The sequence below is a fragment of the Bradyrhizobium sp. USDA 4473 genome (assembly GCF_054063335.1).
The window spans coordinates 647,200-661,571 of sequence record NZ_JBSSGE010000001.1; the positions used below are offsets into that span (position 1 = coordinate 647,200).

The following is a 14,372-nucleotide window of genomic DNA, read 5'->3' on the forward strand; positions in this document are numbered from 1 at the left end:
ATAAAAAACCCGGCCTGAACATAGGTTCGGCCGGGAGCTGATCTGTCCCCGGCCTGTTTAGCGAGTTGTTTAACGTGGCTGCAAGCCGGCCGGCTCAAATGACCACGGAGTGCAGCGAACCTAGTCCTCAGGCCCCCCGCCGTCAAGGCGGCCGGCGAGCGTCCCCCCATCGGGCGCCGATGGTTAACCGAATGCGCAAGGCACGCCTGCGACGTTTCTCTTTGCTTTCGGCGGCCGTCTTTCCTAATCAGGGGCCCTGTCCGAGGCGGCAACGGGCCGCCCTGACGACAAGGTTTGAGAGCATGTCCAACCCACCCCCGTCGCCGCCCTCGCTGCAGGAGCTGCGCAAGGAGATCGACGCGATCGACGCGCAGGTCCACCGCCTGCTGATGGCGCGCGGCGACATCATCGACCGCCTGATCCAGGTCAAGAAGACCCAGGAGGTCGGCTCGGCGTTCCGCCCGGCGCGCGAGGCCAGCATGATGCGCGAACTGGTGCAGCGCCATCGCGGCATCCTGCCCCTCGACACCATCGAGGGCATCTGGCGCGTCATCATCTCGACCTTCACCTATGTGCAAGCACCGTTCGCGGTGCATGCCGACGTGTCGGTGGGCGAGTCCGCGATGCGCGACTCGGCGCGGTTTCACTTCGGCTTCGTGGTGCCCTACGTCTCGCATTTCAGCGCGCAGGCCGCGGTCGAGGCGGTGGCGAAATCGAAGGGCGACCTCGCGCTGGTCTCCGCGATCGCAAGCCGCACGCCGTGGTGGAATGCGCTGGAGGCCGAGGGCGCGCCGAAGATCATCGCGCGGCTGCCGTTCCTGGAGCGCGCCGACCATCCCGCCGCGCTGCCGGTATTCCTGGTCTCCCGCGTCGCCGACGATGCGATGGTGACGGAGGTCCAGATGTGGAGCGTGCGGGTATCCGGCTGGAATGCCGATACCGCCCGCGCGCTCGCCCCGCTCGCCGAGATCGTCGCAGTGCCCGACACCGCTTTTGACGGCGCGGCGCTGCTGGTCTCGGTCGCCGGCCATGATTTCGAGAAGATCAAGCTCGCTTTGATCGAGGCCGGCGCCTCGGTGCGCTCCTCGGCCCTCGTCGGCAGCCACGCAACGCGCTATACGGTGCCCTCCAACGGGTCGCCAAAGAGCTAGCCGCCCGTATAGATTTTTGTTTTGACGCGTTTTCTTGACGCGAACCGGTATCCACTTCGCTGGAAAACGCTCTGTTCGGAGTTGATGATGTCCCGCCCCGTGCCGAACCCCGGCATCCTCGATATTGCGCCCTATACGCCCGGCAAGAGCCCGGTGCCGGAACCGGGCCGCAAGGTGTTCAAGCTGTCCGCTAACGAGACCCCGTTCGGGCCGTCGCCGAAGGCGATCGCGGCCTACAAGGCGGCGGCTGACCATCTCGAGGATTATCCGGAGGGCACCTCGCGGGTGCTGCGCGAGGCGATCGGCCGCGCCTATGGGCTCGATCCCGACCGCATCATCTGCGGCGCCGGCTCCGACGAGATCCTCAATCTGCTGGCGCACACCTATCTGGCGCCCGGCGACGAGGCGATCTCGACCACCCATGGCTTCCTGGTCTACCCGATCGCCACCATGGCGAACGGCGCCAAGAACGTAATCGCGGCCGAGAGCAACTTCACCGCCGATGTCGACGCCATCCTCAAGGTGGTGACGCCGCGCACGAAGCTGGTCTGGCTCGCCAACCCGAACAACCCGACCGGCACCTATATCCCGTTCGACGAGGTCAAGCGGCTGCGCGCCGCGCTGCCCTCGCATGTGCTGCTGGTGCTCGACGCGGCTTATGCCGACTATGTCTCGCGCAACGACTACGAGCTTGGCATCGAGCTGGTCGCGACCACCGACAACACCGTGGTGACGCACACCTTCTCGAAGATCCACGGCCTTGCCGCGCTGCGGGTCGGCTGGATGTTCGGGCCGGCGCATATCGTCGATGCCTGCAACCGGATCCGCGGCCCGTTCAATGTCACCACGCCTGCGATGCTGGCGGCGGTGGCGGCGATCGAGGATAGCGCGCATGTGCAGATGTCGCGGACCCACACCGAACAATGGCGCAACTGGCTGACCGAGGAGATCGGCAAGCTCGGACTGAAGGTGACGCCGAGCGTCGCCAATTTCGTGCTGATCCACTTCCCGACCGACCAGGGCAAGACCGCGGCCGAAGCCGACGCCTATCTCACGCGGCGCGGCCTCGTGCTGCGCGCGCTCAACAATTACAAGCTGCCGCATGCGCTGCGCATGACCATTGGCACCGAGGAAGCCAACCGCCTCGTGGTCGAGGGGCTGCGCGACTTCCTGGCTGGAAAGTGACATCGTGACCACCGCTCCGCTCTTCAACCGCATCGCGCTGATCGGCTTCGGCCTGATCGGCGGCTCGATCGCGCGCGGCGCCCGCGCGCAGGGCCTGGTCGGCGAGATCGTCACCACCGCGCGCTCGGAGAAGACGCGTGCGCGCGTCGCCGAGCTCGGGATCGTCGATCGCGTCGTCGCGACCAATATCGAGGCGGTGAAGGACGCCGATCTCGTCATCCTCTGCATCCCGGTCGGCGCCTGCGGCGCGGTAGCGGCCGAGATCGCGGCGCACCTGAAGCCGGGCGCCATCATCTCCGACGTCGGCTCGGTGAAGGGCGCCGTGGTCAAGGACATGGCGCCGCATCTACCTGACACCGTGCACTTCGTGCCGGCGCATCCGGTGGCCGGCACCGAGCATTCGGGTCCGGATTCCGGCTTCGCCGAGCTCTTCATCAACCGCTGGTGCATCCTGACGCCGCCCAACGGCACCGATCCCGCCGCGACCGACCGGCTGCGCGCGTTCTGGGCCGGGCTCGGCGCCAAGGTCGAGATCATGACGCCAGATCATCATGATCTCGTGCTCGCGATCACCAGCCATCTGCCGCATCTGATCGCCTACACCATCGTCGGCACCGCCGACGAGCTGGCGCAGGTGACGGAATCCGAGGTCATCAAATTCTCCGCCGGCGGCTTCCGCGACTTCACCCGCATCGCGGCGTCCGATCCCACGATGTGGCGCGACGTGTTCCTCGCCAACAAGGACGCCGTGCTCGAGATGCTCGGCACCTTCACCGAGGACCTGTCGAAGCTGACCCGCGCGATCCGCCGCGGCGACGGCGACGCGCTGTTCGACCACTTCACCCGCACCCGCGCCATCCGCCGCGGCATCGTCGAGACCGGCCAGGATTCCGCCGCGCCCGACTTCGGCCGCCCGCATGCGAATTTGAAGAAGTAGGATCGAGCGCGCAGCTTTCTCCTGTGTCGTCCTGGCGAAAGCCGCAACCAAACAACGCGATGTCATCACCCGCGAAAGCGGGTGATCCAGTATTCCAGAGACGGTTGTGCTTGAGCCGAGAGGCCGCGGCGTACTGGATCGCCCGGTCCCGTCTACGCCAAAGGCTTCGACGGGGCTTGCGGTCTTGGGCTCGCCGAAGCTTCAGCGGAGGCGGCGAGCCGAGCGATGACAGGTGTGGGTGGGACGCAGCTTCGCGTTCTCGCGACATGAATCGTCCGAGCTTTTGCATGTCGTTTTCGCCGCCCTGAAAGCAGAGGGCGCAGGGAAAGCCGGGTGCCGATCGCACCCATGGGTCCCGCGTAATGAAAAACGCGGGAGGTAGGACCACAGGTGTAACCGGGAACATCCCGGCTTTCCCTGCGCGATGGTTTTACGGCTTATACGTGCTCGCCCCGGTGAGACTGGGCTTGTTTGTCACCGTCGCCGCGAAACGCTGTCGCATCTCGCGGGAGACACCTGCCGCTAGGGCGTCAGGTCTGCACGACTTCGCCGTCCGCCGCATTGTGCACGTCGTCAGTGCGCAAGCAGCGTCCACCGCATCTCACCGCAACACTCCTGACGATGCGCAGCGCCCCTCGATCGGGTGAGATGCGCCTATTGAACATCTGAGTTGGGTGGCTTGTCAAGTTAAATTCTGAAAATCGGAACGGCTCTGGGCTCGCGACCGTCACCGACGCATCCGCTGATCCCTGATCGGCCCCGCCAATATCGCCACAACCTTCTGTGTCAGCCGCTGACGGCCGACCAGGCCGGCGATTGCCAGCATGACGATGCCGCCGAACCACCATGCGCCGATCACGAACTCCCAGGCCCGCGGCGGGATCTCGTCGAACACGATGCCGTAGACCGACACCAGCGCGGCCAGTGCGGCGAGGAAGATGCCGGCCGCGCTCATCAGCTCGACGGCATCGATGCGGCCCGTCACGCGCATCGCCGGCTTCGGAATGTCGATGCCGAGATAGAAGCCGACAGCACCGATCACGATCGTGGTCGCGATGAAGGCCAGCGTACCGAAGAAGGCGACGTGACCCTTCGCGAGCTGGGCGGCCACGAAGGTGCCGCCCATGGCACCGGCCATCGCCAGCCCGGTCCGCTGCAACACATGCGCGACGCGGCTGATCATCATCAGCTCGCGGGCGATCACGGCCCTGCCCTTCGGTCTGGTCACGATCCTCATGTGCGGCCTCCTTCCGGCTCTGCGTTCCTCACTCCGCTCCTACGGCGAGAACGGGTAGTAGCGGAGCTGCGACATGATGATGTGATCGCCCGTCCTCGGCGCGCCGCCGACGCCCTCGAAGGCAAAGCGCTGGGTGTAGGAATATTGCGCGCCTGCCTTGATGGTGCCGTAGGCGCCCTTGAAGATCGTGTCGTAGAAGCCGACGGTATACTGCCTGACCTCCGACGTGTTGCCGTTGCAGGTCGCCGCCGGCGAGTTCTCGATGTTGCAGCCGAGATTGTTGTAGAGCGGATTGCCATAGCCGAACGGCACCGTGCCGACATTGGAGAAGGTCGCCTTGGTCTTCTCCAGCCCAGCATAGGCGTAAAGATCGAGTTCCGGCGTCGTATGCCAGACCGAGCCGACCAGGAAGGCCGTGATCGGCAACGGCTGGATCGAGCCATCCTGGCGCACCGTCGCATCGGGGAACGGCGTCGCCGTGAAGCGGCCGAGCGCGCCGTAAGATGCCGAGGCCTGCACTTCCAGCGTCTTCGGCACGATCTCGGCCGAGAGATGGCCGCCGAAACTCACCGTGTTGACGTCGTGATTGGCGAAGTTGAAGCGATCGTAGAAGTCGCGATACAGCGCCCATGCCTCAACATGCACCTTGTACGGCCCGAGCCGCGGATCCCACGCTCCCTTCACGGTGACATCGGGCACGTGGTTGAGGCTGACATTGTTCAGGCTGTTGAAGAAGCTGCCGCCCGGACCGGTCAGGTTCACCAGCAGGTTCGGATTGAGGACGCCCTGCGGCCCGACTGCGGGCGTGCCGACCAGCGGCGTATTGCCGCCGAAGAACGAGGTCTGCGGGTTTTCGGCCGAGACCGCGAGCTTGAACTCGGGCCCGATATCCTGCCAGACCCGGACGCCGGGCTGCCGCGCACCGAGGAAGCCCGGCACCAGCTCGAAATCGATCACGCCCGGCGTATCGGCCACACGCGGATCGATGCCCGCCTTGCTCGGCGTGTTCAGCGACCAGGACTGGCCGGCGAGCACGTGCACGCCGAGATCGCTGCGGTCGATCTCGATGCTGGCCTGCCGCAGCCGCGGGTTGAACGAGTTGGTCGCGACCGAATTCGCGGTCTGCGCCGCGCCCTCGAAATCGAGCTCGCCATAGCCGGCGACGTGGATGGTCTCCGTGGCATTGGCTTCGGCGAGCACCGAGAAGCGGGTCTGGCGCGCGGTGAAGCGCGACTCGCCGGTGTTGAAGTTCTTGCTCTGCGGGAACGGAATGAAGTTGTAGATCGAGCCCGAATCGGAGGCGAGGTTGCGGGTGCGATAGATGCCGGTGAGATCGACCCAGCCGCCGAAGGTGAAGGTGACGCCCTTGTAGCAGAGCTTGCCCGAGGCGCAGGGATCGAACGGCACCGGCGCCTTCGCCGCCATCTGCGTGTTGCGCATCGCGCTCTGCCTTGCCGCCAGCGCCTCCTCCTTGCGTGCCTGCACCTCCATCCTCTGCTCAAGCTGCCTGAGACGTGCCTTCAACGCCTTCAGCTCGGACGCATCGTCCTCCGCCAAAGCCGGACCTGCCGACAGCAGCATGCTGCCGAGCAAAATCCCCCCGAGAATTCGCATCGCATCCCTCCACACGAGTTTGTTTCCTCAGGCGAGAGAGAGCGGCACTCGGGGAACGATATTCGCAGTCGGCCGCAATGTTCCGGTCACGTTTTTCTCATCGCGACCGCGGGAATAGTTTGGCGCGACGGACGATATCGCGCGCGAGGGAATAATGAATAGTAGGGCGGATTAGCGTCAGCGTAATCCGCCGCGCAGCCGGCACCGATCGATGGCGGGTTACGGCTTCGCCTAAAGCTACTGCGTCACAAACGTCTTTTCCGCCAGTCCTGTGAGGCTGCAAACGAATCCAGCCGTCATTGCGAGCGAAGCGAAGCAATCCATCTGTCCGCAAATGCGGTTGGATGGATTGCTTCGTCGCTATCGCTCCTCGCAATGACGACGGAGACAGACTCGTGACGCAGTAAGACTAACCCGCCCTACAACACGCCGCGCCTTCGCGTGAGTTTTTCTCGCGCTATGCGCGAGTTTTTGCAGGATTGTCCGGTTCGGATTTTGGCGATACGTCATGTCGCGATCAGGCGATCAACAGGACATGCGACATGGCGGACAAGGCGAACGTTCGGGCTGGCCAATGCCATTGCGGCGCGGTGCGCTTCGAGGTGACGCTGAGCGACGGCTTCCATTCGATCCGCCGCTGCACCTGCTCCTATTGCCGGATGCGCGGCGCCGTCGTCGCCATGGCGGACATGGGCGGGATCAGGTTCCTGCAAGGCGAGGATAAGCTGACGAGCTACCGCTTCCACACCGGAACGGCGCAGCACTTCTTCTGCTCCGGCTGCGGCATCTACACCCATCACCAGCGGCGATCCGACCAGAGCCTCTATGCCGTCAACGTGGCCTGCCTCGACGGCGTCAGCCCGTTCGATTTCCCCGAGGTTCCGGTCATGGACGGCGTCAACCACACCAACGACACCGGCAAGCCGACCCGTCGCGCCGGCACGCTCCGCTTCATCCCGGCTGACTGAGCGCAACGCTCAGAACAGCGGCGGGATCTGCGCGACTTTCAGCGGGCCAAGGAACACCGCGCCGTCGGCGAAGCGCAGCGGGAAGCTGCGTGCCTTCTTGCCTTCGAGCACGGCCTCGGTGCCGAGCGAATTGATCCCGGCGGAAATGCCGGCATTGGCGTTCTGCTTGATCACCTTGCCGAGGCCCGGGATCGCGCGATCCAGCGCACCGAACAGATTGCTGAGGTCCTGGCTCTTGACGCCGGGCGCGACGTGATCGAGCGTCGACTGCGGCACGCCCTCCTCCAGCATCCTGTCGATGCCGAGCGCCGGAATCAGGCGTTCGAGGCCGGCGACCGTCATCTGCAATTCGCCGTCGATGCGCCCTTGCGCATTGAGACGCAGCGTGCCGGCCGCGACCGACAGCACGTCGCCTTGCTCGATCCGCGACTGCTGGATCTCGACGCTGCCGCCGGCCGCCTGGATCTCGCGGAAACGATCCGGCCACGGTTTTGGCGAGAAATCCTTCAGGCCGTTGAGCCTGGCATGGATGTCGGCGTTGAACGGCTGGGTGAGCAGCGGATGCACCTCCTGCAAGGTGCCGCCTGCGATCTGGAGCACGGTCTCGATCGCAGGGCTGTCCGGGGCCGAGCCATCGACCTGCCGTCCGTGCAGCTCGATGTGGTTGACGCGCATCAGCGGCGTCGGCGCGGGACCGCCGGTGCGGTCGACGGCGAGATTGTCGAACACCAGCGCGACGCGCTGCGGCACCGCCGGCAGGCCGACCACGCTGCTGCGCCCGAGGCTCCAGTCGACCTGCAGCGTCGGCTGCGCGTTGCGCTCGGCGATGGTGGCCGGGCCCTTGAACTCGGCGATCACGAGCTTGGGGTCATAGACCTGCGCCACCACAAGGATCTCGGCGAGCCGCGCCACGAACGCCATCTCGGGCGAAGCGGTCTGCGACACCAGCATCACGCTCGGATCGGTGCAGCGGACCTCGAAGCGGAACGGGTAACCCGCCACCGAACGGTTGCCGCAATCATAGAGCCTGCCGGCCTTCGCCTCCTGGGCGCGCCAGGCATCGGCCTGCACGCCGACCTGCGAGGCGGCGTAGAACCAGAAACCGCTCCACGCGACCGCGGCAATCAGGACCGCGACGGGGACCGCGTAGAGGCCGAAGCGCGAGCGGCGGCGGGGGGCGGAGGTGGTATCGGACATGCGGCGTCCTTTGGCGGGCGAATTTGTCAAAATCGAAGCGGCGGCACTCGTTCTAAAGGTTAAGTGTTGGAAACAGAACGAAATTTGCTTCGCTTCGACGGCCTGTTCTGCTAGCCCATCAGCGCGATGTCAGCAAATCCTCCCCATTCCGAATCGCCCGACGCCGACCTCTGGGTGTTCGGCTACGGCTCGCTGATGTGGAAGCCGGGCTTCGAATACCTCGAGCAGGTGCCGGCGCGGCTGATCGGCGAGCATCGCGCGCTCTGCGTCTATTCGTTCGACCACCGCGGCACACCGGAGAAGCCGGGCCTGGTGCTCGGGCTCGACCGCGGCGGCGCCTGCCGCGGCATCGCGTTCCGCGTCGCGGCCCGGCTGCGCCACGACACCATCGCCTATTTGCGCTCGCGCGAGCAGACCACCAATGTCTACCGCGAGGTGATGCGCTCGGTGTGGCTGGAGAACGCGGCGCGCGATCGCGTCCCGGCGCTGGCCTATGTGGTCGATCGCGGCCATGTGCAATATGCCGGGCGGCTGTCGCTGGCCGAACAGCAGCGCCTGGTGCTGCAGGGCCACGGCCGCTCCGGCAACAACCGCGACTATGTGCTCTCGACCGTCGCCTCGATCGAGAAGCAGGGCTTTCGCGACGCGCAGCTGCACCAGCTCGCGGCGATGCTGCACGATTCCGGCCCGCTGCATCGGGATGCGCGTGCAGCGGATGGCGTGGATCCGAACTGAGGCGCGGAACCTGGCGCGCGAATTTTTGCCACGGCGCGAACAACATTGTGGTCTCCATTTCCGGTCGCTGGAATGGAATGACTGGAATGCGCCCCTCATTGCTCAGGCTCGCCGCGATCGGGCTAGTGTTGCTGCTGAACTCCCCATCCTTTGCCGGCCTGAGAGAGGATGGCGCGATTTGCGACGCCAAGGATTCGCGGCCCGACCTGGTGATCCCGGCCTGCACCCGCCTGATCGCAGCCAATCCGAGGGGACGCGATCTCGCGATCACCTATTACAACCGGGCGCTGGCCTGGCATAACAGGGGCGATCTCGAGAAGGCCAAGACAGATTACGATCAGTCGATCGCGGCCAATCCGTCGTTTGCACCGTCTTATGGCCAGCGTGCCAAGGTCTTCCTGCAGAACCAGGACTACGACCGCGCGCGGAGCGACTTCGATCGGGCGATCCAGCTCAAGCCGGCCGGGCCGTTCAGCGCCGGCTGGTACAACAACCGCGCCGAGCTGTTCGTCGCCACCGGTGACTATGAGCGCGCGCTGGCCGATTACGGCAAGTCGATCGAGCTCGATCCCAATTCCTGGTACGCCTATGTCAACCGCGCGCTGGTCTATGATTTCAGCGGCAAGGACCGGCTCGCGGCGCTGCATTGCCAGGATGCGATCAAGGTCGCGCCGCGCGCCGGCGGCCCTTATTACTGCCGGGCCGTGGTCGAGATGTCCGCCGGCGACATCGACAATGCCGCACGCGACGTCGAGCGCGCGATCGCGATCCAGGATAGCCAGCCGGAGTTCTACTCGCTGCGCGGCCTGACGCTGGCGAGCAAAGGCGAGCTCGACCAGGCGATGCGCGACTACGACCACGCCACGCAACTCAATGCCCAGGGCGCATTGAACTACGCGCGGCGCGGCCTCGCCGACGAGAAGAAGGGCGATATCGCGGGCGCCCGCGCCGACTTCCGCCACGCGCTCGATGTCATCGGCCTCGATCAGCTCGATCGCACCCAGGGCCAGCGCGTCGCGAGGGACGGTTTGCAACGGCTGGCCACGGTCGCGACGACCGAAAAGAGCGACGTCGCGGATCACGGCACGGCCAAAGCTGCGCTCGCGGTTGCGGCGGCCGTTCCGATCGCGCCGGCCGGCGCGGCCCCGAAGGCCGCGATGACCGAAAAGCGCGTTGCCCTCGTCGTCGGCAATTCGAAATACCGCTCGGTGCCGGTGCTGCCGAACCCCGGCCAGGACGCGGCGGCGATCGCCGAGACGCTGCGCGCCACAGGCTTTCAGGATGTCCGCCTGGTCACCGACGCCACGCGCGACGGCCTGGTCGATGCGCTGAAGTCGTTCGCCAACGCGGCCGATGGCGCCGATTGGGCGGTGATCTACTATGCCGGGCACGGCTTGGAGATGACGGGCGAGAACTATCTGGTGCCTGTTGACGCCAAGCTCGCCACCGACCGCGACGTGCCGTACGAGGCGGTCGCGCTGACCCAGGTGATGGGCGCCACCGAAGGCGCGCGCAAGCTGCATCTCGTGATTCTCGATGCCTGCCGCGACAATCCGTTCGCCAACCAGATCAAGCGCACCGTCGCGTCGCGCTCGATCGGCCGGGGATTGGCGCAGGTCGAGCCCGACAGCGGCACGCTGGTGGTCTACGCCGCCAAGCACGGCCAGGTCGCGCTCGACGGCGACGGCGGCCACAGTCCGTTCGTGACCGCCCTGATCAAGCGGATGCAGACGCCGCGGATCGAGATCCGCAAGCTGTTCGACCTGGTGCGCGACGACGTGATGGCCGCGACCGATCGCCGGCAGCAGCCGTTCAGCTATGGCTCGGTGCCGGGAGCCGAGGATTTCTACTTCGTCGGCGCGAGCCAGACTACGGCGAAGTAGCGCGCGGCCGTGACCTGCGCATTGTTGCGGCCAGACACATCGCGGCTTCACTAAGGCAGCGGCCTGTGACATTTAGGCTTTTGCATCGCGGCGCGGACGGATAGAAGCTCATCCGCAAACATCGCTCGCTGATGCAATGAACCTCTCCGCCCCCTTCGTCCGCCGCCCGGTCGGCACCACGCTGCTGTCGCTTGGACTTGTCGTGGCGGGCGTCATTGCGTTCTTCAAGCTGCCGGTGTCGCCGCTGCCCGACGTCGACATCCCGACCATCATGGTGCAGGCGACGCTGCCCGGCGCCAGCCCGGCCGACGTCGCGGCGACCGTCGCGAGCCCGCTGGAGCGCCACCTCGGCCAGATCGCCAGCGTCACCGAAATGACGTCGCAGTCCTCGCTCGGCTCGGCGCGGATCACGCTGCAATTCGACATCGACCGCGACATCAACGGCGCCGCGCGCGACGTGCAGGCGGCGATCAACGCGGCGCGCGCCGACCTGCCGACCAACCTGCGCGCCAACCCCACCTACCGCAAGTTCAACCCGGCCTCGGCGCCGATCCTGATCTACACCTTGACCTCGGACACGCTGACCCCGGCCGAGCTCTATGACGCCGCCTCGACCGTGCTGGCGCAGAAGCTGTCGCAGGTCGAGGGCGTCGGCGAGGTCTCGGTCGGCGGCGGCTCGCTGCCCGCGGTGCGCGTCGAGCTGATCCCGCCGGCGCTCTACAAATATGGCATCGGGCTCGAGGACGTCCGCGCCGCGCTGAGCAGCGCCAATGCGCACAGCCCGAAGGGCGGCATCGACGTCGGCGACCAGCGCTACCAGATCTACGCCAACGACCAGGCCCGCAAGGCGGACGACTACAAGCCGCTGGTCGTCGCCTACCGCAACGGCGCCGCGGTGCGGTTGACCGACGTCGGCGACGTGATCGATTCCGTGGAGAATGTCCGCACGCTGGGCCTTGCCAACGGCAAGCCGGCCGTCGTGATGATCGTGTACCGGCAGCCCGGCGCCAACATCATCAAGATGGTCGACAATGTGAAGGGGCTGATGCCGCAGCTCAAGGCCTCGGTCTCGCCGGCGATCGACATCACGCTGGCGATGGATCGCTCGAAGACGATCCGGGCCTCGCTGCACGATGTCGAGATCACGCTGTTGATCGCGGTCGCGCTGGTGATCCTGGTGGTGTTCGCCTTCCTGCGCAATGCGCGGGCGACGCTGGTGCCTGTCGTGGCGGTCGGCGTGTCGCTGATCGCGACGTTCGCGGTGATGTACCTGCTCGGCTACACGCTCGACATCTTCTCGCTGATGGCGCTGACGGTGGCGACCGGCTTCGTGGTCGACGATGCCATCGTGGTGCTGGAAAACATCACCCGCCACATGGACGCCGGGCTGTCGCGGCTGGAGGCGACGCTGCTCGGCACCCGCGAGGTCGGCTTCACCGTGCTGTCGATGAGCGTGTCGCTGGTCGCGGTGTTCGTGCCGATCCTCTTGATGGGCGGCCTGGTCGGCCGGCTGTTCCGCGAATTCGCCATGACCATCACGATCGCGATCGTGATTTCGCTGGTAGTCTCGCTGACCACGACGCCGATGATGTGCGCCGTGGTGCTGCGCAAGGAGGCAGGCCAGCCGCACGGCCGGATCTACCGGATCAGCGAGCGCGTCTTCGAGCTGATGCTGAACGGCTACCGCACCACGCTCAGCCTCGCGCTACGCCATCCGCTGCTGGTGATGCTGATCCTGGCCTCGACGCTCTATCTGAACTTCCATCTCTACAGGGTCGTGCCCAAGGGCTTCGTCCCGCAACAAGATACCGGGCTGCTGGTCGGCTCGATCCAGGCCGACCAGAGCACCTCGTTCCAGCTGATGCGGCAGAAGCTGACCCAGTTCATCGACATCGTGAAGTCGGATCCGGCGGTCGAGACCGCGGTCGGCTTCACCGGGGGCGGCGGCGTCGGCCCGGGCGGCACCAACACCGGCACCGTATTCGCCTCGCTGAAGCCGATGAACGAACGCGGGCTGCGCGCCGACAAGGTGATCGAGCGGCTGCGCGAGCCCCTGGCGAGCGTCGCCGGCGCCACCTTGTTCCTGCAATCGATCGGCGATCTCGGCGCCGGCGGACGCTCGGGCAACGCCGCGTATCAGTACACGCTGAAGGGCTCGACCTTCGAGGAGCTCAACGAGTGGACGCCGAAGCTCGTCGCCGCCCTGCAGAAGGAGCCGACGCTCACCGACGTCAACAGCGACCAGCAGAACAAGGCGCTGCAGGCCAATCTGGTGATCGATCGCGACGCCGCCTCGCGGCTCGGGATCACGGTCGCCCAGCTCGACAACACGCTGTATGACGCGTTCGGGCAGCGCCAGGTCTCGACCATCTTCGTCGCGCGCAACCAGTATCATGTGATCATGGAAGTCGCGCCGCGCTTCTCGCAGGATCCGCAGACCCTGAAGGAGGTCTATATCTCGACCTCGGGCGGATCGGCGACCGGCACCCAGAGCACCAATGCGGTGGCCGGAACGGTGGCCTCATCGTCGCAGAAGAGCTCGGTCTCTTCGGTCGCCGCCAATGTGGTGCGCAACCAGGCGACCAACTCGATCGGCGCCACCGGCAAGGGCGTCGCCTCGACCGGGACCGCGGTCTCGACCAGCGCCGAGACGATGATCCCGCTGTCGAGCGTTGCCCGCTTCGAGCATGGCGAGACGCCGCTCTCGGTCAACCACCAGGATCTGCTGGTCGCCAGCACCATCTCGTTCAATTTGCCGCCGGGCGTCTCGCTGAGCACGGCGACCACCACGATCGAGACTGCGATGCACGCGATCAACATGCCGGCGGGCATCAATGGCGGGTTCGCAGGCTCTGCAAAAATCTTCCAGCAGGCGCTGGCGAACGAGCTGTTCCTGGTTATCGCCGCGCTGGCGACGATCTACATCTCGCTGGGCATGCTCTATGAGAGCTACATCCACCCGCTGACCATCCTGTCCACCCTGCCCTCGGCGGGTGTCGGCGCGGTGGCGGCGCTGATGCTGTCGCATACCGATTTCGACTTGATCGGCGCGATCGGGGTGATCCTCTTGGTCGGCATCGTCAAGAAGAACGCCATCATGATGATCGACTTCGCGCTCGATGCCGAGCGGCTGCGCGGCCTATCGTCGCGCGATGCGATCTACGAAGCCTGCCTGATGCGCTTCCGCCCGATCATGATGACGACGCTGGCGGCGCTGTTCGGCGCGGTGCCGCTGATGATCGGCCTCGGCGAAGGCAGCGAGCTGCGCCAGCCGCTCGGCATCGCAATTTTCGGCGGCCTGATCCTGAGCCAGATCCTGACGCTCTACACCACGCCGGTGGTCTACCTCTATCTCGATCGCGCCCGGCTCTGGACCCAGCGGCGCCGCGCCGCGCGCCGCGCAAGGCGGGCCGCCGCGTCAAGTGCCGCCGGTCGTTGACAGGCTGCCACCGATCTTGCGAACCT

The 14,372-nt window shown here is 66.0% G+C and carries 10 protein-coding genes and 1 riboswitch; of the genes, 7 read left to right on the forward strand and 3 right to left on the reverse strand.

Features of this window, described 5'->3' with window-relative positions:
• Positions 1-36 precede the first annotated feature (36 nt).
• Positions 37-116, reverse strand: a riboswitch (SAM riboswitch).
• 186 nt (positions 117-302) lie between these two features.
• The 3 genes from ACVW17_RS03090 (at position 303) to ACVW17_RS03100 (ending at position 3,273) form a co-directional block, all read left to right on the forward strand.
• Positions 303-1,151, forward strand: coding sequence for a chorismate mutase (locus ACVW17_RS03090; RefSeq protein WP_456750406.1), 849 nt, complete (start codon positions 303-305; stop codon positions 1,149-1,151).
• 87 nt (positions 1,152-1,238) lie between these two features.
• A complete protein-coding gene (gene hisC / locus ACVW17_RS03095) occupies positions 1,239-2,336 on the forward strand; it encodes a histidinol-phosphate transaminase (RefSeq protein ID WP_456750407.1) in 1,098 nt (365 codons plus the stop codon).
• A gap of 4 nt (positions 2,337-2,340) precedes the next feature.
• The gene (locus ACVW17_RS03100; RefSeq protein WP_456750408.1) at positions 2,341-3,273 is read left to right on the forward strand and encodes a prephenate/arogenate dehydrogenase family protein; all 933 of its coding nucleotides are present in this window, start codon (positions 2,341-2,343) and stop codon (positions 3,271-3,273) included.
• A 727-nt stretch (positions 3,274-4,000) separates the two neighbouring features.
• Here ACVW17_RS03100 and ACVW17_RS03105 read toward each other — a convergent pair.
• Together ACVW17_RS03105 and ACVW17_RS03110 are read right to left on the reverse strand one after the other, a co-directional pair.
• Entirely contained in the window at positions 4,001-4,510 is a 510-nt protein-coding gene (locus ACVW17_RS03105; RefSeq protein WP_456796770.1) for a hypothetical protein, read from the reverse strand.
• A 39-nt stretch (positions 4,511-4,549) separates the two neighbouring features.
• Entirely contained in the window at positions 4,550-6,124 is a 1,575-nt protein-coding gene (locus tag ACVW17_RS03110; protein ID WP_456796771.1) for a hypothetical protein, read from the reverse strand.
• Between the two features lie 542 nt (positions 6,125-6,666).
• Here ACVW17_RS03110 and ACVW17_RS03115 point away from each other — a divergent pair.
• Complete coding sequence (locus ACVW17_RS03115) at positions 6,667-7,092, forward strand: GFA family protein (protein WP_456750411.1); 426 nt, start codon at positions 6,667-6,669, stop codon at positions 7,090-7,092.
• Between the two features lie 9 nt (positions 7,093-7,101).
• On the opposite strand, the gene ACVW17_RS03120 is transcribed toward ACVW17_RS03115, so the two are convergent.
• On the reverse strand, positions 7,102-8,289 hold the full coding sequence (locus tag ACVW17_RS03120) for a DUF2125 domain-containing protein (protein WP_456796772.1): 1,188 nt from the start codon (positions 8,287-8,289) through the stop codon (positions 7,102-7,104).
• 126 nt (positions 8,290-8,415) lie between these two features.
• Between ACVW17_RS03120 and ACVW17_RS03125 the strand changes: the two genes are divergently transcribed.
• The 3 genes from ACVW17_RS03125 (at position 8,416) to ACVW17_RS03135 (ending at position 14,346) form a co-directional block, all read left to right on the forward strand.
• Positions 8,416-9,024, forward strand: a complete 609-nt coding sequence (locus ACVW17_RS03125) for a gamma-glutamylcyclotransferase (protein ID WP_456750413.1) — start codon at positions 8,416-8,418, stop codon at positions 9,022-9,024.
• An 86-nt stretch (positions 9,025-9,110) separates the two neighbouring features.
• Entirely contained in the window at positions 9,111-10,907 is a 1,797-nt protein-coding gene (locus tag ACVW17_RS03130) for a caspase family protein (protein WP_456796773.1), read from the forward strand.
• Positions 10,908-11,043: 136 nt separating this feature from the next.
• Entirely contained in the window at positions 11,044-14,346 is a 3,303-nt protein-coding gene (locus ACVW17_RS03135) for an efflux RND transporter permease subunit (protein ID WP_456796774.1), read from the forward strand.
• Positions 14,347-14,372: the final 26 nt, after the last annotated feature.